17 protein-coding genes are annotated in these 17,926 nt (G+C 63.8%); 7 read left to right on the top strand and 10 right to left on the bottom strand.

Features of this window, described 5'->3' with window-relative positions:
• Nucleotides 1-3 precede the first annotated feature (3 nt).
• From gmhB to glyQ, 3 genes are read right to left on the bottom strand one after another with little or no spacing between them, the layout of a single operon-like run.
• On the bottom strand, nucleotides 4-537 hold the full coding sequence (gene gmhB, locus IFT57_RS24360) for a D-glycero-beta-D-manno-heptose 1,7-bisphosphate 7-phosphatase (RefSeq protein WP_192152955.1): 534 nt from the start codon (nucleotides 535-537) through the stop codon (nucleotides 4-6).
• A 3-nt stretch (nucleotides 538-540) separates the two neighbouring features.
• Nucleotides 541-2,595, bottom strand: coding sequence for a glycine--tRNA ligase subunit beta (gene glyS / locus IFT57_RS24365; RefSeq protein ID WP_122799669.1), 2,055 nt, complete (start codon nucleotides 2,593-2,595; stop codon nucleotides 541-543).
• A complete protein-coding gene (glyQ, locus tag IFT57_RS24370; protein ID WP_192152956.1) occupies nucleotides 2,592-3,545 on the bottom strand; it encodes a glycine--tRNA ligase subunit alpha in 954 nt (317 codons plus the stop codon). The genes glyS and glyQ overlap by 4 nt, the downstream gene beginning before the upstream one ends.
• Before the next feature lie 83 nt (nucleotides 3,546-3,628).
• On the opposite strand from glyQ, the gene IFT57_RS24375 reads away from it, so the two are divergent.
• Nucleotides 3,629-4,180, top strand: a complete 552-nt coding sequence (locus IFT57_RS24375; RefSeq protein WP_192152957.1) for a DNA-3-methyladenine glycosylase I — start codon at nucleotides 3,629-3,631, stop codon at nucleotides 4,178-4,180.
• Nucleotides 4,181-4,217: 37 nt separating this feature from the next.
• Nucleotides 4,218-5,105 (top strand): lysophospholipid acyltransferase, encoded by an 888-nt coding sequence (locus tag IFT57_RS24380; protein ID WP_192152958.1) that lies wholly within the window; start codon nucleotides 4,218-4,220, stop codon nucleotides 5,103-5,105.
• Nucleotides 5,106-5,218: 113 nt separating this feature from the next.
• Here IFT57_RS24380 and trkA read toward each other — a convergent pair whose 3' ends face one another.
• From trkA to def, 4 genes are all read right to left on the bottom strand, one after another.
• Nucleotides 5,219-6,592, bottom strand: coding sequence for a Trk system potassium transporter TrkA (gene trkA / locus IFT57_RS24385; protein ID WP_122716103.1), 1,374 nt, complete (start codon nucleotides 6,590-6,592; stop codon nucleotides 5,219-5,221).
• Nucleotides 6,593-6,605: 13 nt separating this feature from the next.
• On the bottom strand, nucleotides 6,606-7,919 hold the full coding sequence (rsmB, locus tag IFT57_RS24390; protein WP_192152959.1) for a 16S rRNA (cytosine(967)-C(5))-methyltransferase RsmB: 1,314 nt from the start codon (nucleotides 7,917-7,919) through the stop codon (nucleotides 6,606-6,608).
• Nucleotides 7,916-8,848: a methionyl-tRNA formyltransferase gene (fmt, locus tag IFT57_RS24395; protein WP_192152960.1), complete on the bottom strand. Its 933-nt coding sequence runs from the start codon at nucleotides 8,846-8,848 to the stop codon at nucleotides 7,916-7,918. Before fmt ends, rsmB begins: the two co-directional genes overlap by 4 nt.
• Before the next feature lie 128 nt (nucleotides 8,849-8,976).
• On the bottom strand, nucleotides 8,977-9,483 hold the full coding sequence (def, locus tag IFT57_RS24400) for a peptide deformylase (RefSeq protein ID WP_043191985.1): 507 nt from the start codon (nucleotides 9,481-9,483) through the stop codon (nucleotides 8,977-8,979).
• Nucleotides 9,484-9,554: 71 nt separating this feature from the next.
• Here def and IFT57_RS24405 point away from each other — a divergent pair, with 71 nt between their 5' ends.
• The 3 genes from IFT57_RS24405 to IFT57_RS24415 all read left to right on the top strand — a co-directional run bounded on the left by IFT57_RS24405 (nucleotide 9,555) and on the right by IFT57_RS24415 (nucleotide 12,397).
• On the top strand, nucleotides 9,555-10,580 hold the full coding sequence (locus tag IFT57_RS24405; RefSeq protein WP_122716106.1) for a LysM peptidoglycan-binding domain-containing protein: 1,026 nt from the start codon (nucleotides 9,555-9,557) through the stop codon (nucleotides 10,578-10,580).
• A gap of 118 nt (nucleotides 10,581-10,698) precedes the next feature.
• Nucleotides 10,699-11,805: a DNA-processing protein DprA gene (gene dprA / locus IFT57_RS24410; RefSeq protein WP_192152961.1), complete on the top strand. Its 1,107-nt coding sequence runs from the start codon at nucleotides 10,699-10,701 to the stop codon at nucleotides 11,803-11,805.
• A gap of 37 nt (nucleotides 11,806-11,842) precedes the next feature.
• Nucleotides 11,843-12,397, top strand: coding sequence for an L-threonylcarbamoyladenylate synthase (locus IFT57_RS24415; RefSeq protein ID WP_122480061.1), 555 nt, complete (start codon nucleotides 11,843-11,845; stop codon nucleotides 12,395-12,397).
• Nucleotides 12,398-12,439: 42 nt separating this feature from the next.
• On the opposite strand, the gene IFT57_RS24420 is transcribed toward IFT57_RS24415, so the two are convergent.
• Nucleotides 12,440-13,411 (bottom strand): NADPH:quinone reductase, encoded by a 972-nt coding sequence (locus tag IFT57_RS24420; protein WP_122796657.1) that lies wholly within the window; start codon nucleotides 13,409-13,411, stop codon nucleotides 12,440-12,442.
• 165 nt (nucleotides 13,412-13,576) lie between these two features.
• Between IFT57_RS24420 and hemF the strand changes: the two genes are divergently transcribed.
• Together hemF and aroE are read left to right on the top strand one after the other, a co-directional pair.
• A complete protein-coding gene (hemF, locus tag IFT57_RS24425; RefSeq protein ID WP_192152962.1) occupies nucleotides 13,577-14,500 on the top strand; it encodes an oxygen-dependent coproporphyrinogen oxidase in 924 nt (307 codons plus the stop codon).
• Nucleotides 14,501-14,517: 17 nt separating this feature from the next.
• Complete coding sequence (gene aroE, locus IFT57_RS24430; RefSeq protein WP_192152963.1) at nucleotides 14,518-15,342, top strand: shikimate dehydrogenase; 825 nt, start codon at nucleotides 14,518-14,520, stop codon at nucleotides 15,340-15,342.
• A 79-nt stretch (nucleotides 15,343-15,421) separates the two neighbouring features.
• On the opposite strand, the gene choX is transcribed toward aroE, so the two are convergent.
• Both choX and betC read right to left on the bottom strand, forming a co-directional pair.
• Entirely contained in the window at nucleotides 15,422-16,342 is a 921-nt protein-coding gene (gene choX / locus IFT57_RS24435; RefSeq protein WP_192152964.1) for a choline ABC transporter substrate-binding protein, read from the bottom strand.
• A gap of 38 nt (nucleotides 16,343-16,380) precedes the next feature.
• On the bottom strand, nucleotides 16,381-17,892 hold the full coding sequence (betC, locus tag IFT57_RS24440; protein ID WP_192152965.1) for a choline-sulfatase: 1,512 nt from the start codon (nucleotides 17,890-17,892) through the stop codon (nucleotides 16,381-16,383).
• Nucleotides 17,893-17,926: the final 34 nt, after the last annotated feature.

Here is a 17,926-nt window from a genome sequence, read left to right on the forward strand (position 1 = left end):
CCGTCAAGTGTGGATAAGGTGCCTGGCGACTGCCGCCAGGTCATCGAAAATCAGGGTTCCTTCGGGCAGGTCCTGGGTCAGGGTCCGTAGCCCTTTGCCGGTCTTCACCAGCACGGGTTGAGCAGCCACTGCCGTTGCGGCGTGCAAGTCGCTCAGGCTGTCGCCGACGAACCAGACGCCGGTCAGGGGTACGTCATAGTGGGCAGCAATGCGCTGCAGCAAACCCGGCCGCGGTTTGCGGCACGTGCACTCGTCATCCGGACCATGGGGACAATGCACGATCAGGCCGACCTCGCCGCCCTGCTCCTTGACCAGCGTGCGCAGGTGAGCGTGCATGGCATCGAGGGTGGCCAGATCGTAGTAGCCGCGCGCCAGGCCGGACTGGTTGGTCGCGATGGCCACCGTCCAGCCCGCCTGGTGCAACTGCGCAATGGCCTCGATCGCGCCAGGCAATGGCAGCCACTCGGCGACTGATTTGATGTAGGCGTCGGAGTCATGATTGATGACCCCGTCGCGATCGAGAATCAGCAGTTTCAAGGCCTACCCCAGCAACGAAATGTCGGCAACGCCCAGGAACAGGCCACGCAGCCGTGCCAGCAAGGCATAGCGGTTGGCCCGTACGTTGGCATCCTCGGCATTGACCATCACTGCTTCGAAGAATGCGTCCACCGGCTCGCGCAGGGCGGCCAGACGGGTCAAGGCTTCGTTGTAGCGACGCTCGGCAGCCATCGGCGCCACCGCATGGTCGGCCTGGGTGATGGCCGAGTACAGCGAGAACTCGTTGGCGTTGTCGAAGTACTTGGGCTCCACGGTAGCGGCGACCTTGCCGTCGGCCTTGCTCAGCAGGTTCGAGACGCGCTTGTTGACGGCAGCCAGGGCGGCGGCCTCGGGCAACCGGCGGAACGCCTGGACCGCCTGCACACGCTGATCGAAATCCAGTGCCGAACCGGGTTGCAGGGCGCGCACCGAAAGATAAGTGGCCACATCGATGCCCTCGTCTTCGTAGCGAGCGCGCAGGCGATCGAAGATGAACTCCTGCACCTGCTCGGCAAGCCCGGCCGACTTGACCTGGGTACCGAAGGCCGAGACGGCGAAGCTCACGGCTTCGTTGAGGTTCAGGTCCAGCTGCTTTTCGATCAGGATGCGCAGCACGCCCAGGGCCGCGCGACGCAGGGCATAGGGGTCCTTGCTGCCAGTGGGCAGCATGCCGATGCCGAAGATGCCGACCAGGGTATCGAGCTTGTCGGCGATGGCCACGGCCGCACCGGTCAGGGTGCTGGGCAGCTCGGCGCCGGCGCCACGAGGCATGTATTGCTCGTTGAGTGCCAGCGCGACGTCTTCGGGCTCGCCGGCGTTGAGCGCGTAGTAATAGCCCGCCACGCCCTGCATTTCCGGGAACTCACCGACCATTTCCGTGGCCAGGTCGCACTTCGACAGCAGGCCTGCTCGCGTAGCGCGCTGGGCATCGCCACCAATGCGCGAAGCAATGTAGGCCGCCAGTTTGGAAACCCGCACGGCCTTGTCGTAGACACTGCCCAACTGCGCCTGGAACACCACGTTTTCCAGGCGTTTGTTGAAGGCTTCCAGCGGTTGCTTCTTGTCCTGGTTGAAGAAGAACTCGGCATCGGTCAGGCGTGGACGCACGACTTTCTCGTTGCCCTCGACGATCTGGCGCGGGTCCTTGCTCTCGATGTTGGCCACGGTGATGAAACGCGGCAGCAGCTTGCCGTCGGCATTGAGCAGGCAGAAATACTTCTGGTTGTCCTGCATGGTGGTGATCAGCGCTTCCTGCGGGACATCCAGGAAGCGTTCCTCGAACGAACACACCAGTGGCACGGGCCACTCGACCAGGGCCGTCACTTCGTCCAGCAGCGCCGGTGGCACGATGGCGCTGCCTTCCTGCTGGGTGGCCAGCTCGGCGGTACGTCGGGCAATCAGTTCACGGCGTTCGTGGGCATCGGCCAGTACGTAGGCCTTGCGCATGTCTTCGCGGTAGCCAGCAGGCGAGCTGATGCGCACGTTCTGCGGGTGATGGAAACGGTGACCGCGCGATTCACGCCCGGCTTTCTGGGCCAGAATCGTGCAATCGACGACCTCGTCGCCCAGCAGCATCACCAGCCACTGGGTTGGCCGCACGAATTCTTCCTTGCGTGCGCCCCAGCGCATGCGCTTGGGAATCGGCAGGTCGTTGAGGGAGTCTTCGACGATGGTCGGCAGCAGGCTGGCTGTCGGCTTGCCGACGATGTTCTGGCTGAAGCGCAGCTTGGGTCCGCTGCGGTCGATCTCGCTGAGATCCACTCCGCATTTCTTGGCAAAGCCCAGTGCAGCCTGGGTCGGCTCGCCTTCGGCATTGAAGGCGGCCTGCAGCGGCGGGCCGTCGAGATTGATGCTGCGGTCCGGCTGCTGGGTATCCAGGCCGGTGATCAGCACGGCCAGACGGCGTGGCGCGGCGTAGACGTTCTTGGCGCTGTAGTTCAGGCCGGCGGCCTGCAGGCCTTTCTCGATGCCGGCCAGGAAGGCGTCGGCCAGTGTGTTGAGGGCCTTGGGTGGCAGCTCTTCGGTGCCCAGTTCGACCAGAAAATCTTGAGCACTCATTGCGCAGCCTCCAGCTTGGCCAATACTTCATCTCGCAGATCGGGGGTCGCCATGGGGAAACCCAGCTTGGCACGGGCCATCAGGTAGGCCTGTGCCACGCCACGGGCCAGCGTCCGCACGCGCAGGATGTACTGCTGGCGTGCGGTAACCGAAATGGCGCGGCGAGCATCGAGCAGGTTGAAGGTGTGGGACGCCTTCAAGACCATTTCATAGCTGGGCAGCGGCAGTGGCTGGTCCAGTTCGAGCAGGCGCTTGGCCTCGCTTTCGTAGAAATCGAACAGCTCGAACAGTTTGTCGACGTTGGCGTGCTCGAAGTTGTAGGTGGACTGCTCCACCTCGTTCTGGTGGAACACGTCGCCGTAGGTCACCGTGCCGAACGGGCCATCGGCCCACACCAGGTCGTAGACCGAGTCGACGCCCTGCAGGTACATGGCCAGGCGTTCCAGGCCGTAGGTGATCTCGCCGGTGACCGGATAGCATTCGATGCCGCCCGCCTGCTGGAAATAGGTGAACTGGGTGACTTCCATACCGTTGAGCCAGACTTCCCAGCCCAGGCCCCAGGCGCCCAGGGTCGGCGACTCCCAGTTGTCTTCGACGAAACGGACGTCGTGCACCAGAGGATCGAGGCCGATGTGCTTGAGCGAGCCCAGGTACAGCTCCTGGAAGTTGTCCGGGTTGGGCTTCAGAACCACCTGGAACTGATAGTAGTGCTGCAGGCGGTTGGGGTTCTCGCCGTAGCGGCCATCAGTCGGACGGCGGCTGGGTTGCACGTAAGCGGCATTCCAGGTTTCCGGGCCCACGGCGCGCAGGAACGTGGCGGTATGAAAAGTGCCGGCGCCCACTTCCATATCGTAGGGCTGAAGCACCACACAACCTTGCTCGGCCCAGTATTGCTGGAGGGCGAGGATCAAGTCTTGGAAGGTACGCACGGCTGGCGTAGGCTGGCTCACGAAATTCACCTGTTTCTAGGGCTGCGAATATAAAGAGCGGGAGTATACCGCGAATCCGCGGCGCCTCTACCCATGGAGCCCTAATGCCTCGCTGCTTTTGGTGTACCCAAGACCCCTTGTACCAGGCCTACCATGACCTTGAATGGGGCGTGCCGCTGCGCGAGGCGGGCGCCCTGTTCGAGTTGCTTTCGCTCGAAGGGTTCCAGGCCGGTCTGTCGTGGATCACCGTGCTGCGCAAGCGTGAACGCTACCGGCAGGTGCTCCACGGCTTCGACCCGCAACGCCTCGCGCAGCTCAGTGACGAGGAGATCGAGGGGCTGATGCAGGATCCGGGCATCGTACGCAATCGGCTCAAGCTCAACGGTGTACGCAAGAACGCCCGCGCCTGGCTGCAGCTCGACGACCCGGTGGCTTTTCTCTGGTCGTTCGTCGGTGGACAGCCGCTGGTCAACCATCGGCGCGATCGCAGCGAGATCCCCACTGAAACCGAAGAGGCTCGAGCCATGAGCAAGGCCCTGAAAAAAGCCGGTTTCACCTTCGTCGGGCCGACTATCTGCTACGCCTTCATGCAGGCCTCGGGGATGGTCATGGACCACACCGAGGATTGCGACCGCTACGCCGAGCTGGCCGGCTGAGGCTAGAATGGGCGCCTGGGCAATTAAGGAGTGATCTGTGGATAAGTTCAAAGGGGCGCTGATGGTCGGTGCCTTGCGGTTGTTCGCGCTGCTGCCATGGCGCACCGTGCAGTGGGTCGGCACGGCCATCGGCTGGTTGATGTGGAAGCTGCCCAACCGCTCTCGCGAGGTGGTGCGCATCAACCTGGCCAAGTGTTTTCCGGACATGGATGCTGCCGAGCGCGAGCGCCTTGCAGGACGCAGCCTGATGGACATCGGCAAGACCCTGACCGAAAGCGCTTGCGCCTGGATCTGGCCGGCGCAGCGCTCGCTCGATTTGGTGCGCGAAGTCGAAGGCCTGGACGTGCTCAAGGACGCCCTCGCGTCGGGCAAGGGCGTGGTTGGCATCACCAGCCACTTGGGCAATTGGGAAGTGCTCAATCACTTCTACTGCAACCAGTGCAAGCCAATCATTTTCTACCGTCCGCCCAAGCTCAAGGCGGTGGACGAGCTGTTGCGCAAGCAACGGGTGCAGTTGGGCAATCGCGTCGCGGCCTCGACCAAGGAAGGTATCCTCAGTGTCATCAAGGAGGTGCGCAAGGGCGGCCAGGTGGGCATTCCCGCCGATCCGGAACCGGCCGAATCGGCCGGGCTGTTCGTGCCGTTTCTCGGCACCCTGGTGCTGACCAGCAAGTTCGTGCCCAACATGCTCGCCGGCGGCAAGGCCGTCGGCGTGTTCCTGCATGCCGTGCGCCTGCCCGATGGCTCGGGCTACAAGGTGATCCTGGAAGCGGCACCCGAGGCGATGTACAGCACCGACACGTACACGTCGGTCGCGGCGATGAGCGGCGTGGTCGAGAAGTATGTGCGGGCCTATCCGAGCCAGTACATGTGGAGCATGAAGCGCTTCAAGAAGCGGCCGGCAGGTGAGGCGAGGTGGTATTGAGTTAGCGGCCTGGCGTGATGGCCTCTTCGCGGGCAGAGACCCGCTCCCACAGGACCTGCTTTCACAGAGCTGGCTCCTGGAGGGCCCGCTCCCTGAAGGAGCGGGGTCGGGGGTCAGAAGAAGCTCAGGCCGACGTGGAATAGCTTCTCGACGTCGCGGATGTATTTCTTGTCCACAACGAACAGGATCACGTGGTCACCGGCTTCGATCACCGTGTCGCTGTGCGCGATGATCACCTGGTCGTCGCGAATGATCGCGCCGATCGTCGTTCCCGGCGGCAGGTCGATGGTTTCGATGGGCTTGCCGATCACCTTGCTCGAACGCGCATCGCCGTGGGCGATTGCCTCGATGGCCTCCGCGGCGCCCCGGCGCAACGAATGCACACTGACGATATCGCCCCGCCGTACGTGCGCCAGTAGGGTACCGATGGTTGCCAGCTGCGGGCTCAGGGCGATGTCGATTTCGCCTCCCTGGACCAGGTCCACGTAGGCCGGGTTGTTGATGATGGTCATGACCTTGCGCGCGCCCAAGCGCTTGGCCAGCAACGAAGACATGATGTTGGCTTCGTCGTCGTTGGTCAGGGCCAGGAAAATATCGGCCTGGGCAATGTTCTCTTCGAGCATCAGGTCGCGGTCGGAGGCGCTGCCCTGCAACACCACGGTGCTGTCCAGGGTATCGGACAGGTAGCGACAGCGCGCCGGGTTCATCTCGATGATCTTCACCTGGTAGCGGCTTTCGATGGCCTCAGCCAGGCGCTCGCCGATCTGCCCGCCGCCGGCGATGACTACCCGCTTGTTGCTCTGGTCGACCCGGCGCAGTTCGCTCATCACCGCGCGAATGTCTTCGCGGGCCGCAATGAAAAACACCTCGTCGTCGGCTTCGATGACCGTATCGCCGCGCGGCAGGATCGGCCGGTCGCGGCGAAAGATGGCGGCCACGCGGGTGTCCACCTTGGGCATGTGCTGGCGTATCTGGCGCAGTTGCTGACCCACCAGCGGACCGCCGTAGTAGGCCTTGACCGCCACCAGCTGCGCCTTGCCACCGGCGAAGTCGATGACCTGCAGGGCGCCTGGGTATTCGATCAGACGCTTGATGTAGTTGGTCACCACTTGTTCGGGGCTGATCAGCACATCCACCGGGATGGCATCGTTGTTGAACAGGCCGGAGCGGGTCAGGTAGGCCGACTCGCGCACGCGGGCGATCTTGGTCGGCGTATGGAACAGGGTGTAGGCGACCTGGCAGGCGACCATGTTGGTCTCGTCGCTGTTGGTCACCGCCACCAGCATGTCGGCGTCGTCGGCGCCGGCCTGGCGCAGTACTGTCGGATACGAGCCGCGTCCCTGCACGGTGCGGATGTCCAGGCGATCGCCAAGGTTGCGCAGACGTTCGGCGTCGGTATCGACCACGGTGATGTCATTGGCCTCGCCGGCCAGGTGCTCGGCCAAAGTACCGCCCACCTGACCTGCGCCCAGGATGATGATCTTCATCCGTTACTCCCCGTCAGTGGCCGCGTACGGCGGCGATCTTGATCAGCTTGGCATAGTAGAAGCCATCGTGACCGCCTTCTTGTGCCAGCAATTGGCGACCATGGGTCTGCTTGATGCCGGCGCAAGTGGAAAGGTCGAGCTCGCGGGCGCCGGGCGTGCGCGCCAGGAACGCTTCGATGACCTCAGTATTTTCCGTGGGCAGTGTCGAGCAAGTGGCATAGAGCAGCGTCCCGCCGACCTCCAGGGTCGGCCACAGGGCGTCGAGCAGCTGGCCTTGCAGCACGGCCAGGGCCGGAATGTCGTCAGGCTGGCGGGTCAGTTTGATGTCGGGGTGGCGACGGATCACGCCGGTGGCCGAACAAGGGGCGTCGAGCAGGATCCGCTGGAACGGCTGGCCGTCCCACCAGGCTTGGGTATCGCGGCCATCGGCCGCGATCAGCTGGGCTTGCAGCCCCAACCGCTGCAGGTTTTCGCGAACCCGGACCAGGCGCTTTTCCTCGAGATCCACGGCTACCACAGTGGCCAGGGCCGGTTCGGCTTCCAGAATGTGGCAGGTCTTGCCGCCCGGCGCGCAGCAGGCGTCGAGTACCCGTTGACCGGGCTTCAGGTCGAGCAGCTCGGCGGCCAACTGCGCCGCTTCATCCTGGACGCTGATCCAGCCTTCGCTGAAACCGGGCAGCCCGCGCACGTCACAGGCTTCTGCCAGGACGATGCCATCACGGCTGTAGACGCATGCCTGGGCGGCCACGCCTTGCTCGGCAAGCAGGCCCAGGTAGGCATCGCGGGGGTGATGGCGACGGTTGACCCGCAGGATCATCGGCGGATGAGCGTTGTTGGCGGCACAGATGGCTTCCCACTGCTCGGGCCAGAAGGCTTTCAGCGATTTCTGCAGCCAGCGCGGGTGGGCCGTGCGCACCACCGGGTCGCGCTCGAGTTCGGCAAGAATCGCCTCGCTTTCACGCTGGGCTCGGCGCAGTACGGCATTGAGCAGCGCCTTGGCCCAGGGCTTCTTCAGCTTGTCGGCACAGCCAACGGTTTCGCCGATCGCGGCATGGGCCGGAACTCGGGTGTACAGCAGCTGGTAGAGACCGACCAGGAGCAAGGCATGCACATCGGCATCGGCGGCCTTGAATGGCTTTTGCAGCAGGCGTTCGGCCAGCGCGTCGAGACGGGGCTGCCAGCGGGCGGTGCCGAATGCCAGGTCTTGGGTAAGGCCACGGTCGCGCGCCTCGACCTTGTCCAGTTCTCTGGGCAGGGAGCTGTTGAGAGAGGCCTTGCCGTTGAGTACCGCTGCCAGGGCACGGGCTGCCGCCAGGCGCGGGTTCATTGGCCCAGCACCGTGCCGACCACGAAACGATCGCGGCGGCTGTTGAACAGATCACCGAAGTCGAGCGGCTTGCCCCCCGGCAACTGCAGGCGGGTCAGGCGCAGGGCCTGTTCACCGCAGGCGATGGTCAGCCCGTCCTTGTCGACCTGGATGATTTCACCGGGCTGACCGCTGCCTTCGACCAACGTGGCGGCCAGCACCTTCAGCGCCTCGCCATTCAGGGTGCTGTGGCAGACAGGCCAGGGGAAAAACGCCCGCACCAGGCGTTCGAGCACCACGGCCGGCTGGATCCAGTCGATGCGCGCTTCGTTCTTGTCCAGCTTGTGGGCGTAGTTGGCCAGGCTGTCGTCCTGCGTTTCGCCCTGCAGGGTAGCGGTGGCCAGGCCGGCAATGGCCTGGACCACGGCCGGTGGGCCCATCTGCGCCAAGCGGTCGTGCAGGCTGCCGCCGGTGTCATGGGCGTCGATCGGGGTGCTGACCTTGAGCAGCATCGGGCCGGTATCCAGACCCGCCTCCATGCGCATCACAGTGACGCCGCTATCGGCATCGCCCGCCTGGATCGCCCGCTGGATCGGTGCCGCTCCGCGCCAGCGCGGCAGCAGCGAGGCATGACTGTTGATGCAGCCCAGCGGCGGAATATCGAGCACCGCCTGCGGCAGGATCAGGCCATAGGCGACCACCACCATCAAATCCGGTGCCAGCGCGCGCAGCTCGGCCTGGGCCTGGGGGTCGCGCAGGGTCGCCGGCTGCAGGACGGGAATGCCGTGCTCCAGGGCCAATTGCTTGACCGGGCTTTGCATGAGTTTCTGCCCCCGCCCGGCCGGGCGGTCGGGCTGGCTGTATACGGCAACGATGTCGTGCGAGGTGGCCAGCAGGGCCTTGAGGTGTTCGGCGGCAAACTCGGGAGTGCCCGCGAAGACGATGCGCATGGAGTTCTCGCTGTTGGGGGTGGGCCGCAACCCTTTGTAGGAGCGGCTAGCAGCCGCGAAGGGGCCCTTCCTGACGCACCGAGGTGCGTTGTTCGCGGCTACTAGCCGCTCCTACAAGGGCACCGGAATCAGGCCTGCTGCTTGTGCAGTTTTTCCAGCTTTTTCTTGATGCGGTCGCGCTTGAGGTTGGACAGGTAGTCAACGAACAGCTTGCCGTTGAGGTGATCGCACTCGTGCTGGATGCACACGGCCAGCAGGCCTTCGGCGATCAGTTCGTAGGGTTTGCCGTCGCGGTCCAGTGCGGTGACCTTGACCTTCTGCGGACGATCGACGTTCTCGTAGAAGCCGGGTACCGACAGGCAACCTTCCTGATACTGGTCCATCTCGTCGGTCAGCGACTCGAACTCGGGGTTGATGAACACCCGTGGTTCGCTGCGATCTTCGGACAAGTCCATGACCACGATGCGCTTGTGCACGTTGATCTGGGTAGCGGCCAAACCGATGCCAGGCGCGTCGTACATGGTTTCAAACATGTCATCGACAAGCTGGCGAACGCTGTCGTCCACCACCGTGACCGGCTTGGCGACGGTACGCAGGCGCGGGTCTGGAAATTCGAGGATGTTTAAAATAGCCATATGCGTATGTGCTGCACTGTGAGGTAAAGTCGTTATTTCGCGTGAGCAGACATGATAAAGGGATTCACGGCATGAGGAAATCACTACTCGCCCTGCTGATGCTGGCAATGGCCGGCCTGGCGCAGGCGCAAGTGCAGCTCAGGGACGGCTACCCACAGCGCTACACCGTGGTGCGTGGCGATACGTTGTGGGACATTTCCGGGAAGTTTCTTAGCCAGCCGTGGCAGTGGCCACACCTCTGGCACGCCAACCCGCAGATCGCCAACCCGGACCTGATCTACCCCGGCGATTCGCTGGTACTGGGCTTCGTCAACGGCCAGCCGCAACTGATGCTCGAACGTGGCGCTTCGCGCGGCACCATCAAGCTCTCGCCCAGGGTGCGCACCACACCCGTGGCCGAGGCCATTCCAAGCATCCCGCTGGAATCGATCAACAGCTTCCTGCTGACCAACCGCATCATGGATTCGGCTGAACAGTTCAACGCCGCGCCCTACATCGTGGCCGGCAATGCCGAGCGCGTGCTCAGCGGCATGGGCGACCGTATCTACGCCCGTGGCGCATTCGACCCGGCGCAATCGGTGTACGGCATCTTCCGCCAGGGCAAGACATACACCGACCCCGACACCCAGGAGTTTCTGGGGATCAACGCCGACAACATCGGGGGCGGCGAAATCGTCGCGACCGAGGGGGACATCTCTACCCTGGTACTGCAACGCTCGCGCGAGGAGGTCCGCCTGGGCGACCGGCTGTTCAGCGACGAACAACGTGCGGTCAATTCGACGTTTTTCCCCAGCGCGCCAGAGACGGACATCCGTGGTGTGATCATTGATGTACCACGAGGTGTTACACAGATCGGCAAGTACGACGTGGTCACCTTGAACCGCGGAACGCGCGACGGGCTGCGCGAAGGCAACGTTCTGGCGGTGTACAAGACCGGCGAAACAGTGCGCGATCGTATCACCGGCGAGCAGGTCAAGGTCCCCGACGAGCGTTCCGGGTTGCTCATGGTGTTCCGCACTTATGAAAAGCTGAGCTATGGTTTGATCCTCAACGCCAACCGCTCGCTGGCAGTGATGGACAAGGTAGGCAATCCGTAGCGCATACCGGCGCCGGGCATGACAGGGTCATGGTCGGTCGCTTTCCGATACTTTTGTGCACAGAGTTATCCACAGCTTGTCCAGCTGTCTGCGGGCCTGCCGATTCAAGGATGATCGGATGCCGCTTTTCGATACCGCTACACACGCCATTTCCGAACTCGAGGCGCGCCTGCGCTTGCACTTGCTCCCGGAAATCGGCTCGCAACGCTTCCACAAGCTTGTCGCGCACTTTGGCAGCGCACGTTCGGCGCTCGATGCGCCGGTCGTGCAATGGCGCGGCGCCGGGTGCAGCGACGCCAGCGCCCAAGCCCGCCGCGACCCCTGCATCCATCGCAACGCTGCGGCTGCAATGGCCTGGCTGGAGGGCCCGCACCAGCATTTGCTGATGTGGGACCAATCCGACTACCCCGCCCTGCTCAAGGAAATCGCCGACCCACCACCGCTGTTGTTCGTACGCGGCGAACCCAGTGTGCTGGAGCGGCCGCAGATTGCCGTGGTCGGCAGTCGCCGCGCCTCGCCGCCCGGCCTGGACAACGCCCGGGCATTCGCTCGCAGCCTGGCAGCGGCGGGATTTGCCATCACCAGCGGCCTGGCTCTGGGCGTGGACGGGGCAGCTCATCAAGGTGCGCTGGAGGTGGGTGGGCATACCATCGGGGTATTGGGCACCGGTCTGGAAAAACTTTATCCACAGAAGCACCGCGCGCTCGCCCAGGCCATCGTCGAGCGCAAGGGCGCGCTGGTTTCCGAGTTTCCCCTCGACGCGCAGGCGCAGCCGGGCAATTTTCCCCGCCGCAACCGGATCATCAGCGGCTTGTCCCTGGGGGTGCTGGTCATCGAGGCCAGCCCGGCCAGCGGTTCGCTGATCACGGCAAGGCTGGCCGCCGAGCATGGCCGCGAGGTGTGGGCGCTGCCCGGCTCCATTCATCACCCTGGCGCACGCGGTTGTCACCAGTTGATCCGCGACGGCGCGCAACTGGTCGAAACCATCAATCATATTCTTGAAGGGTTGCAGGGCTGGCAGCGTCTGCCACCGGTCACGCCGGTGGCGCCAGCCCAGGCCGCCGATCCACTGCTGAAGGTGCTGGTGGCGGCCGCGCACACCACCGAAGGTTTGGCGGCGGCGCTGGGATGGCCGCTGTCGCGGGTGATGGCGCAGCTTACCGAGCTCGAGATGCAGGGGCGCGTGGTCAGCCAGGCGGGACGTTGGTTTGCACGGGCCAGCTAAGTACACTGGCGGCAGTCTTCAATGGGAGTGACAGCAGATGGTGAGCAGTTGGCGTGTGCAACAAGCGGCGCGCGAGATCCGAGCGGGCGCGGTGATCGCCTACCCTACCGAAGCTGTCTGGGGATTGGGTTGCGATCCGTGGGACGAAGAAGCGGTGTACCGCTTGCTGGCCATCAAGGAGCGCTCGGTCGACAAGGGCCTGATCCTGATCGCCGACAACATCCGCCAATTCGATTTTCTGTTCGAGGATTTTCCCGAAGAGTGGATTGATCGGATGGCCAGTACCTGGCCCGGCCCGAACACCTGGCTGGTGCCTCACCAAGGCCTGCTGCCCGAATGGATCACCGGTATCCACGATTCCGTCGCGCTGCGCGTGAGCGATCACCCGCAGGTACGGGAACTGTGTGCGCTGGTCGGGCCGCTGGTGTCGACCTCCGCCAATCGCCAAGGACGCCCGGCCGCGCGCAGCCGCCTGCGCGTGGAGCAATACTTTCGTGGCGAAGTGGACGTCGTGCTGGGCGGCGCGCTGGGTGGGCGAAAAAGCCCGAGCGTGATTCGCGACCTGATCACCGGTGAAGTGATCAGGCCATGAGGCCAGACAGGGAGCCGCGTTCACGGGGCTCCCTGTCAGGTTTCATGGCAGCAGGATGGTCGAGCCCACCGTCTCGCGCGCGGCGAGTGCGGTCTGCGCCTTGGCGGCATCGCTGAGTGCGTACTGCTGGCTGACGTCGACCTTGAGCTTGCCGCTGGCGATCATCGCGAACAGCTCGTCGGCCATGCCCTGTACTGCACCGGGCACTGCGTAGCTGGCCAGGGTCGGCCGGGTTACGTACAGCGAGCCCTTTTGCGACAGAATACCCAGGTTGACCCCACTGACCGCGCCCGACGCATTGCCGAAGCTAACCATCAAGCCGCGCGGCTGGAGGCAGTCCAGCGAGGTTTCCCAGGTGTCCTTGCCGACGCCGTCGTACACCACCGGGCATTTCTTGCCGTCGGTCAATTCGAGCACCCGCTTGGCCACGTCTTCGTGGCTGTAGTCGATCACCTCCCAGGCGCCCAGAGCCTTGGCCCGTTCGGCCTTGGCGGTCGAACTGACCGTACCGATCAGCTTCACGCCCAGCGCCGCCGCCCATTGGCAGGCCAGCGAGCCCACACCACCGGCGGCGGCATGGAACAGGATGGTTTCGCCAGCCTCGACCTTGTAGGTCTGGCGCAGCAGGTATTGCACGGTCAGGCCCTTGAGCATCACCGCAGCGGCTTGTTCGAAGCTGATGCTCGGCGGCAGGTGCACGGCCATGGCCGCCGGCAGCACGTGCAGATCGCTGTAGGCGCCCAGGGGGCCGCCCGCATAGGCCACACGGTCGCCGACCTTGAACCGGTCCACTTCGCTGCCCACCGCCTCGACCACGCCAGCGGCCTCGGTGCCCAGGCCCGAAGGCAATGGCGCCGGGTACAGGCCGCTGCGGAAGTAGTTGTCGATGTAGTTCACGCCCACGGCGTGATTGCGTACGCGAATGTCTTGCGGGCCCGGTTGCCTGGGCTCGAAGTCGACGAACTCGAGGACTTCCGGGCCGCCGGTGGAACCGAACTGGATACGCTTTGCCATCTGCTCACTCCTGCTGTCGTTGGGCGAAGGCCTATCGGACGCCTTTGCTTGATCGGCGTCAACTGCCGCACACGGTGAGCGATGCTATGCTACGCGCCGACTTGATCGCCGGTCAGGCGTATTCCCAGGCCGCTGGCGGTATTTGCCCTTTTTCAAGGTGATGCCATGACTACCCGCACAGAGGCCGTGAAAGCCTATCTGCTCGATCTGCAGGACCGAATCTGCCACGCCATGCAGGCCGAAGACGGCGTCGCGCGCTTCGTCGAAGATGCCTGGACGCGCGCAGCCGGCGGCGGCGGGCGCACTCGAGTGATTGCCGACGGTGAGTTGATCGAGAAAGGCGGGGTCAACTTTTCCCATGTATTCGGCACGGGCCTGCCACCTTCGGCCAGCGCCCATCGACCGGAACTGGCCGGCCGTGGCTTCGAGGCGTTGGGCGTGTCGCTGGTGATCCACCCGCACAACCCGCACGTGCCCACCTCCCACGCCAACGTGCGGTTCTTCATTGCCGAAAAGGAAGGAGAAGAGGCCGTCTGGTGGTTCGGTGGCGGCTTCGACCTGACGCCCTACTACGCCCACGAGGAAGACTGCATCCACTGGCATCGTGTTGCGCAACAAGCCTGCGAGCCCTTTGGCGCCGATGTCTATCCACGCTACAAGGCTTGGTGCGACCGCTATTTCCACCTCAAGCACCGGGGCGAGCCGCGGGGCGTGGGCGGCCTGTTCTTCGATGACCTGAACGAATGGGATTTCGACACCAGCTTCGCCTTCATGCGCGCCATCGGCGATGCCTTCATCGACGCCTACCTGCCCATCGTGCAGCGGCGCAAGGCCATGGCGTACACCGCGCAGCAGCGTGAATTCCAGGAGTTTCGCCGCGGGCGCTACGTCGAGTTCAACCTGGTCTATGACCGCGGTACGCTGTTCGGCCTGCAGTCGGGTGGCCGTACCGAGTCGATCCTGATGTCGCTGCCGCCGCAGGTGCGTTGGGGCTATGACTGGAAAGCGGCGCCCGGCAGCGAGGAGGCGCGGCTCACCGACTACTTTCTGCAGGATCGCGACTGGCTGGCGCAGACCCCTACCCTTTGATTCAGGAAACGATTGGCATGGACAGTTACGTGGTTTTCGGCAACCCGGTGGGGCACAGCAAATCACCCGCCATCCACCGGTTGTTCGCCGAGCAGACGGGCCAGGCGCTGGTATACGACACACGGCTGGCGCCCCTCGACGACTTCACCCGCAGTGCCTTGGGCTTTTTCGAAGAAGGGCTGGGCGCCAACGTCACCGTCCCGTTCAAGGAGCAGGCGTTCGGCCTGTGCAGCGTACTGACTCCGCGCGCGCAACGTGCCGGCGCGGTGAACATGCTCAGTCGGCTGCCCGATGGCAGCCTGCGTGGCGACAACACCGATGGCGTGGGGCTGGTGCGCGACCTGGTCAACAACGCCGGCGTGACCTTGCAGGGCAAGCGTATTCTGCTGTTGGGTGCCGGCGGTGCGGTGCGTGGAGTGCTCGAGCCGTTGCTCGAACAGCAGCCGCTGTCACTGGTGATCGCCAACCGTACGGTCGAGAAAGCCGAACAGCTGGCGCAACTGTTCGCTGACCTGGGGCCGGTGGCGGCCAGTGGCTTTGATTGGCTGGAAGAGCCGGTGGATATCATCATCAATGCCACTTCGGCGAGCCTGGCGGGCGATCTGCCGCCGATCGCCGCCAGCTTGATCGAGCCAGGCGTAACGGTCTGCTACGACATGATGTATGGCAAAGAGCCGACGCCGTTTTGCCGCTGGGCCAGCGAACATGGCGCGCGCCTGTCGCTGGACGGTTTCGGGATGCTGGTCGAGCAGGCAGCCGAAGCGTTTACCTACTGGCGTGGTGTGGCGGTGGATACGGCGCCGGTGCTGAGCCAGCTGCGCCGGGAGATGGCGGCGGGTTGATTTGATTGAAGGGTGTCAGTGAAGGCCTCTGCCCCCGAAGAGGCCATGACTGACACCCATCAAATCAAAGCCCGTCAAATCAAAGCTTGGCTCGCACCGCCTGCAGCGCGTCCTTGCCATCCAGCGTTTTCACACCTTCCAGCCACTTCTCCAACACCGCCGGATTGGCTTTCAGCCAGGCCTGCGCCGCCTGTGCGCTGGTTTTCTTGCTGTTGGCCACATCGGCCATGATGCTGTTCTCCATGTCCTGGGTGAACACCAGGTTGCTGAGCAGCTTGCCGGTGTTCGGGCAACTCTCGGCATAGCCCTTGCGGGTCAGGGTGTGCACGGTGCCGGTCGAGCCGAAATACTTCTCGCCGCCGGTCAGGTACTTGAGCTTGATCTGCACGTTCATCGGGTGCGGCGTCCAGCCGAGGAAGACCACGAACGACTTCTTCTTCACGTTGCGGTTGACCTCGGTCAGCATCGCCTGCTCGCTGGACTCCACCAGTTTCCAGTCCCCCAGGCCGAACTCGTCCTTCTTGATGATCTCGGCCAGCGAGAGGTTGGCCGGTGCCCCTGAACCGATCCCGTAAATCTTCTTGCCGAACTTGTCGGCGTGCTTGTCCAGGTCGGCGAAATCCTTCACACCCGCGTCATACACGTAGTCGGGGACGGCCAGGGTGAACTCGGTACCGTCCAGGTTCTTGGCGTACTGCACCACGTCGCCGTTGGCCACGAACTTGTCGTAGAAGCCCTGCTGGGCCGGCATCCAGTTGCCGAGGAAGACATCCACCTGGCCATCCTTGAGACCGCCAAAGATGATCGGCACCGCCAGCGTGTCGATCTTGGGCCGGTAACCCATGCCTTCCAGCACCAGGCTGGTGAGCGCGTTGGTGGCGGCAATGTCGCTCCAGCCCGGGTCGGCCATCTTCACCGTCTCGCAGCGTTGTTCGTCGGCGACCGCCGTGGTCCCGGCAACCGCCAGCCAACCGGCGGCCAGGGCTGTGGATATCTTCATGGTGACCTTCATGCGACTTCCCCTCAGAGCTTCAAATGTTATGGGCAGGGTTGTGGATAACGTGCCTTGCGCTCCAGGTCGTCGAGGTCGATATGGTTGCGCATGTACTGCTGACTGGCGTCCACCAGCGGCTGGTGGTCCCAGCTCTTCAGCGTGCCTTGGGCCAAGGCGCCGGCCACGAAGCGGCGTCGGCGCTGGCTGGCGAGCACCTGTTGGTGTATCGCCGGCATGTCCCATTTATGGCGGGCTTCGCTCAGAAAAGCCCCGAACAGTGCCCGGTGCGGGGGTGACTGGCTCAGGTCTTCACGTTCGCGTGGGTCGTTGTCCACGTCATAGAGTAGGCAAGGGTCGACCTCGCTGTAGATAAATTTCATCGCACCACGGCGGATCATCATCAACGGGCTGTGGGTACCTTCGGCCATGTATTCACCGAACACTTCGTCATGCCCCTTTTCACCCTGCAGATGGGCCACCAGTGAGCGTCCGTCCAGCGGCAGGCCGGGTTCCAGCTCGCCACCGGCCAGCTCGACGAAGGTCGGCAGCAGATCGGCAGTGGATACTGCGGCCTGCACTCGCCCTGGCTTGAACTGCCCGGGCGCACAAATCAGCAGCGGCACCCGCGCGGCCATTTCGAACCAGTGCATCTTGTACCAGAGCCCACGCTCGCCCAGCATGTCACCGTGATCGCCGGAGAAGACGATGATGGTGTCGTCGGCCAGCCCTGTTTCCTCCAAGGTCTGCAGCAGCTTGCCGACGTTGTGATCGATGTAGCTGCACGCACCGAAGTAGGCGCGGCGGGCGTCGCGAATCTTATCCACAGGCAGGGGCTTGTCCCACAGGTCGTACACCTTGAGCAGGCGTTGCGAATGCGGGTCCAGCTCGGCCTGGTTTGGTACGTTCTGCGGCAGCGGGATGTCCTCGTCGCGGTACAGGTCCCAGAACGGCTTGGGAATGGTGTAGGGGTCGTGCGGATGGGTCATGGACACCGTCAGGCAGAACGGCCGATCACCGTCTTCGCGAATGTGATCGAACAGGTACTGCTGGGCCTTGAAGACCACCTCTTCATCGAAGTCCAGCTGGTTGGTGCGCACGCAGGGGCCAGCCTGCAACACCGAGGACATGTTGTGGTACCAGCTGGGGCGCACGTCGGGCTCGTCCCAGTTGACCGACCAACCGTAATCGGCCGGATAGATATCGCTGGTCAAGCGTTGTTCGTAGCCGTGCAACTGGTCCGGTCCACAGAAATGCATCTTGCCCGACAGCGCCGTGCGGTAACCCAGGCGCCGCAGGTAATGCGCATAGGTCGGCACGTCGGCGGCAAAGTCGGCAGCGTTGTCGTAGGCGCCGATCTTGCTCGGCAACTGGCCGCTGACCAATGTAAAGCGCGAAGGCGCACACAGAGGGCTGTTGCAGTAGGCCGCATCGAAGACCACCCCGGTCTCGGCCAAGCGGCTGATGTTTGGCAGCTTGATCGGTGATGGCGCGTAGATCGGCAGCATGGGTGCGGCCATCTGATCGGCCATGATGAAAAGAATGTTCTTGCGCTTCATGGGCTCAGGGCATTCCATAGTGGAGATTAATGCG

It is taken from the genome of Pseudomonas sp. CFBP 13719, from assembly GCF_014842095.1.
Classification (GTDB): Bacteria; Pseudomonadota; Gammaproteobacteria; order Pseudomonadales; family Pseudomonadaceae; genus Aquipseudomonas.

Coding starts and splice junctions, on each gene's coding strand:
- glyS (WP_122799669.1), bottom strand. CDS start 2,595: ATGAGTGCTCAAGATTTTCTGGTCGAACTGGGCACCGAAGAGCTGCCA.
- IFT57_RS24375 (WP_192152957.1), top strand. CDS start 3,629: ATGCCTCGCTGCTTTTGGTGTACCCAAGACCCCTTGTACCAGGCCTAC.
- trkA (WP_122716103.1), bottom strand. CDS start 6,592: ATGAAGATCATCATCCTGGGCGCAGGTCAGGTGGGCGGTACTTTGGCC.
- rsmB (WP_192152959.1), bottom strand. CDS start 7,919: ATGAACCCGCGCCTGGCGGCAGCCCGTGCCCTGGCAGCGGTACTCAAC.
- fmt (WP_192152960.1), bottom strand. CDS start 8,848: ATGCGCATCGTCTTCGCGGGCACTCCCGAGTTTGCCGCCGAACACCTC.
- def (WP_043191985.1), bottom strand. CDS start 9,483: ATGGCTATTTTAAACATCCTCGAATTTCCAGACCCGCGCCTGCGTACC.
- IFT57_RS24405 (WP_122716106.1), top strand. CDS start 9,555: ATGAGGAAATCACTACTCGCCCTGCTGATGCTGGCAATGGCCGGCCTG.
- dprA (WP_192152961.1), top strand. CDS start 10,699: ATGCCGCTTTTCGATACCGCTACACACGCCATTTCCGAACTCGAGGCG.
- IFT57_RS24415 (WP_122480061.1), top strand. CDS start 11,843: ATGGTGAGCAGTTGGCGTGTGCAACAAGCGGCGCGCGAGATCCGAGCG.
- IFT57_RS24420 (WP_122796657.1), bottom strand. CDS start 13,411: ATGGCAAAGCGTATCCAGTTCGGTTCCACCGGCGGCCCGGAAGTCCTC.
- hemF (WP_192152962.1), top strand. CDS start 13,577: ATGACTACCCGCACAGAGGCCGTGAAAGCCTATCTGCTCGATCTGCAG.
- aroE (WP_192152963.1), top strand. CDS start 14,518: ATGGACAGTTACGTGGTTTTCGGCAACCCGGTGGGGCACAGCAAATCA.
- choX (WP_192152964.1), bottom strand. CDS start 16,342: ATGAAGATATCCACAGCCCTGGCCGCCGGTTGGCTGGCGGTTGCCGGG.
- betC (WP_192152965.1), bottom strand. CDS start 17,892: ATGAAGCGCAAGAACATTCTTTTCATCATGGCCGATCAGATGGCCGCA.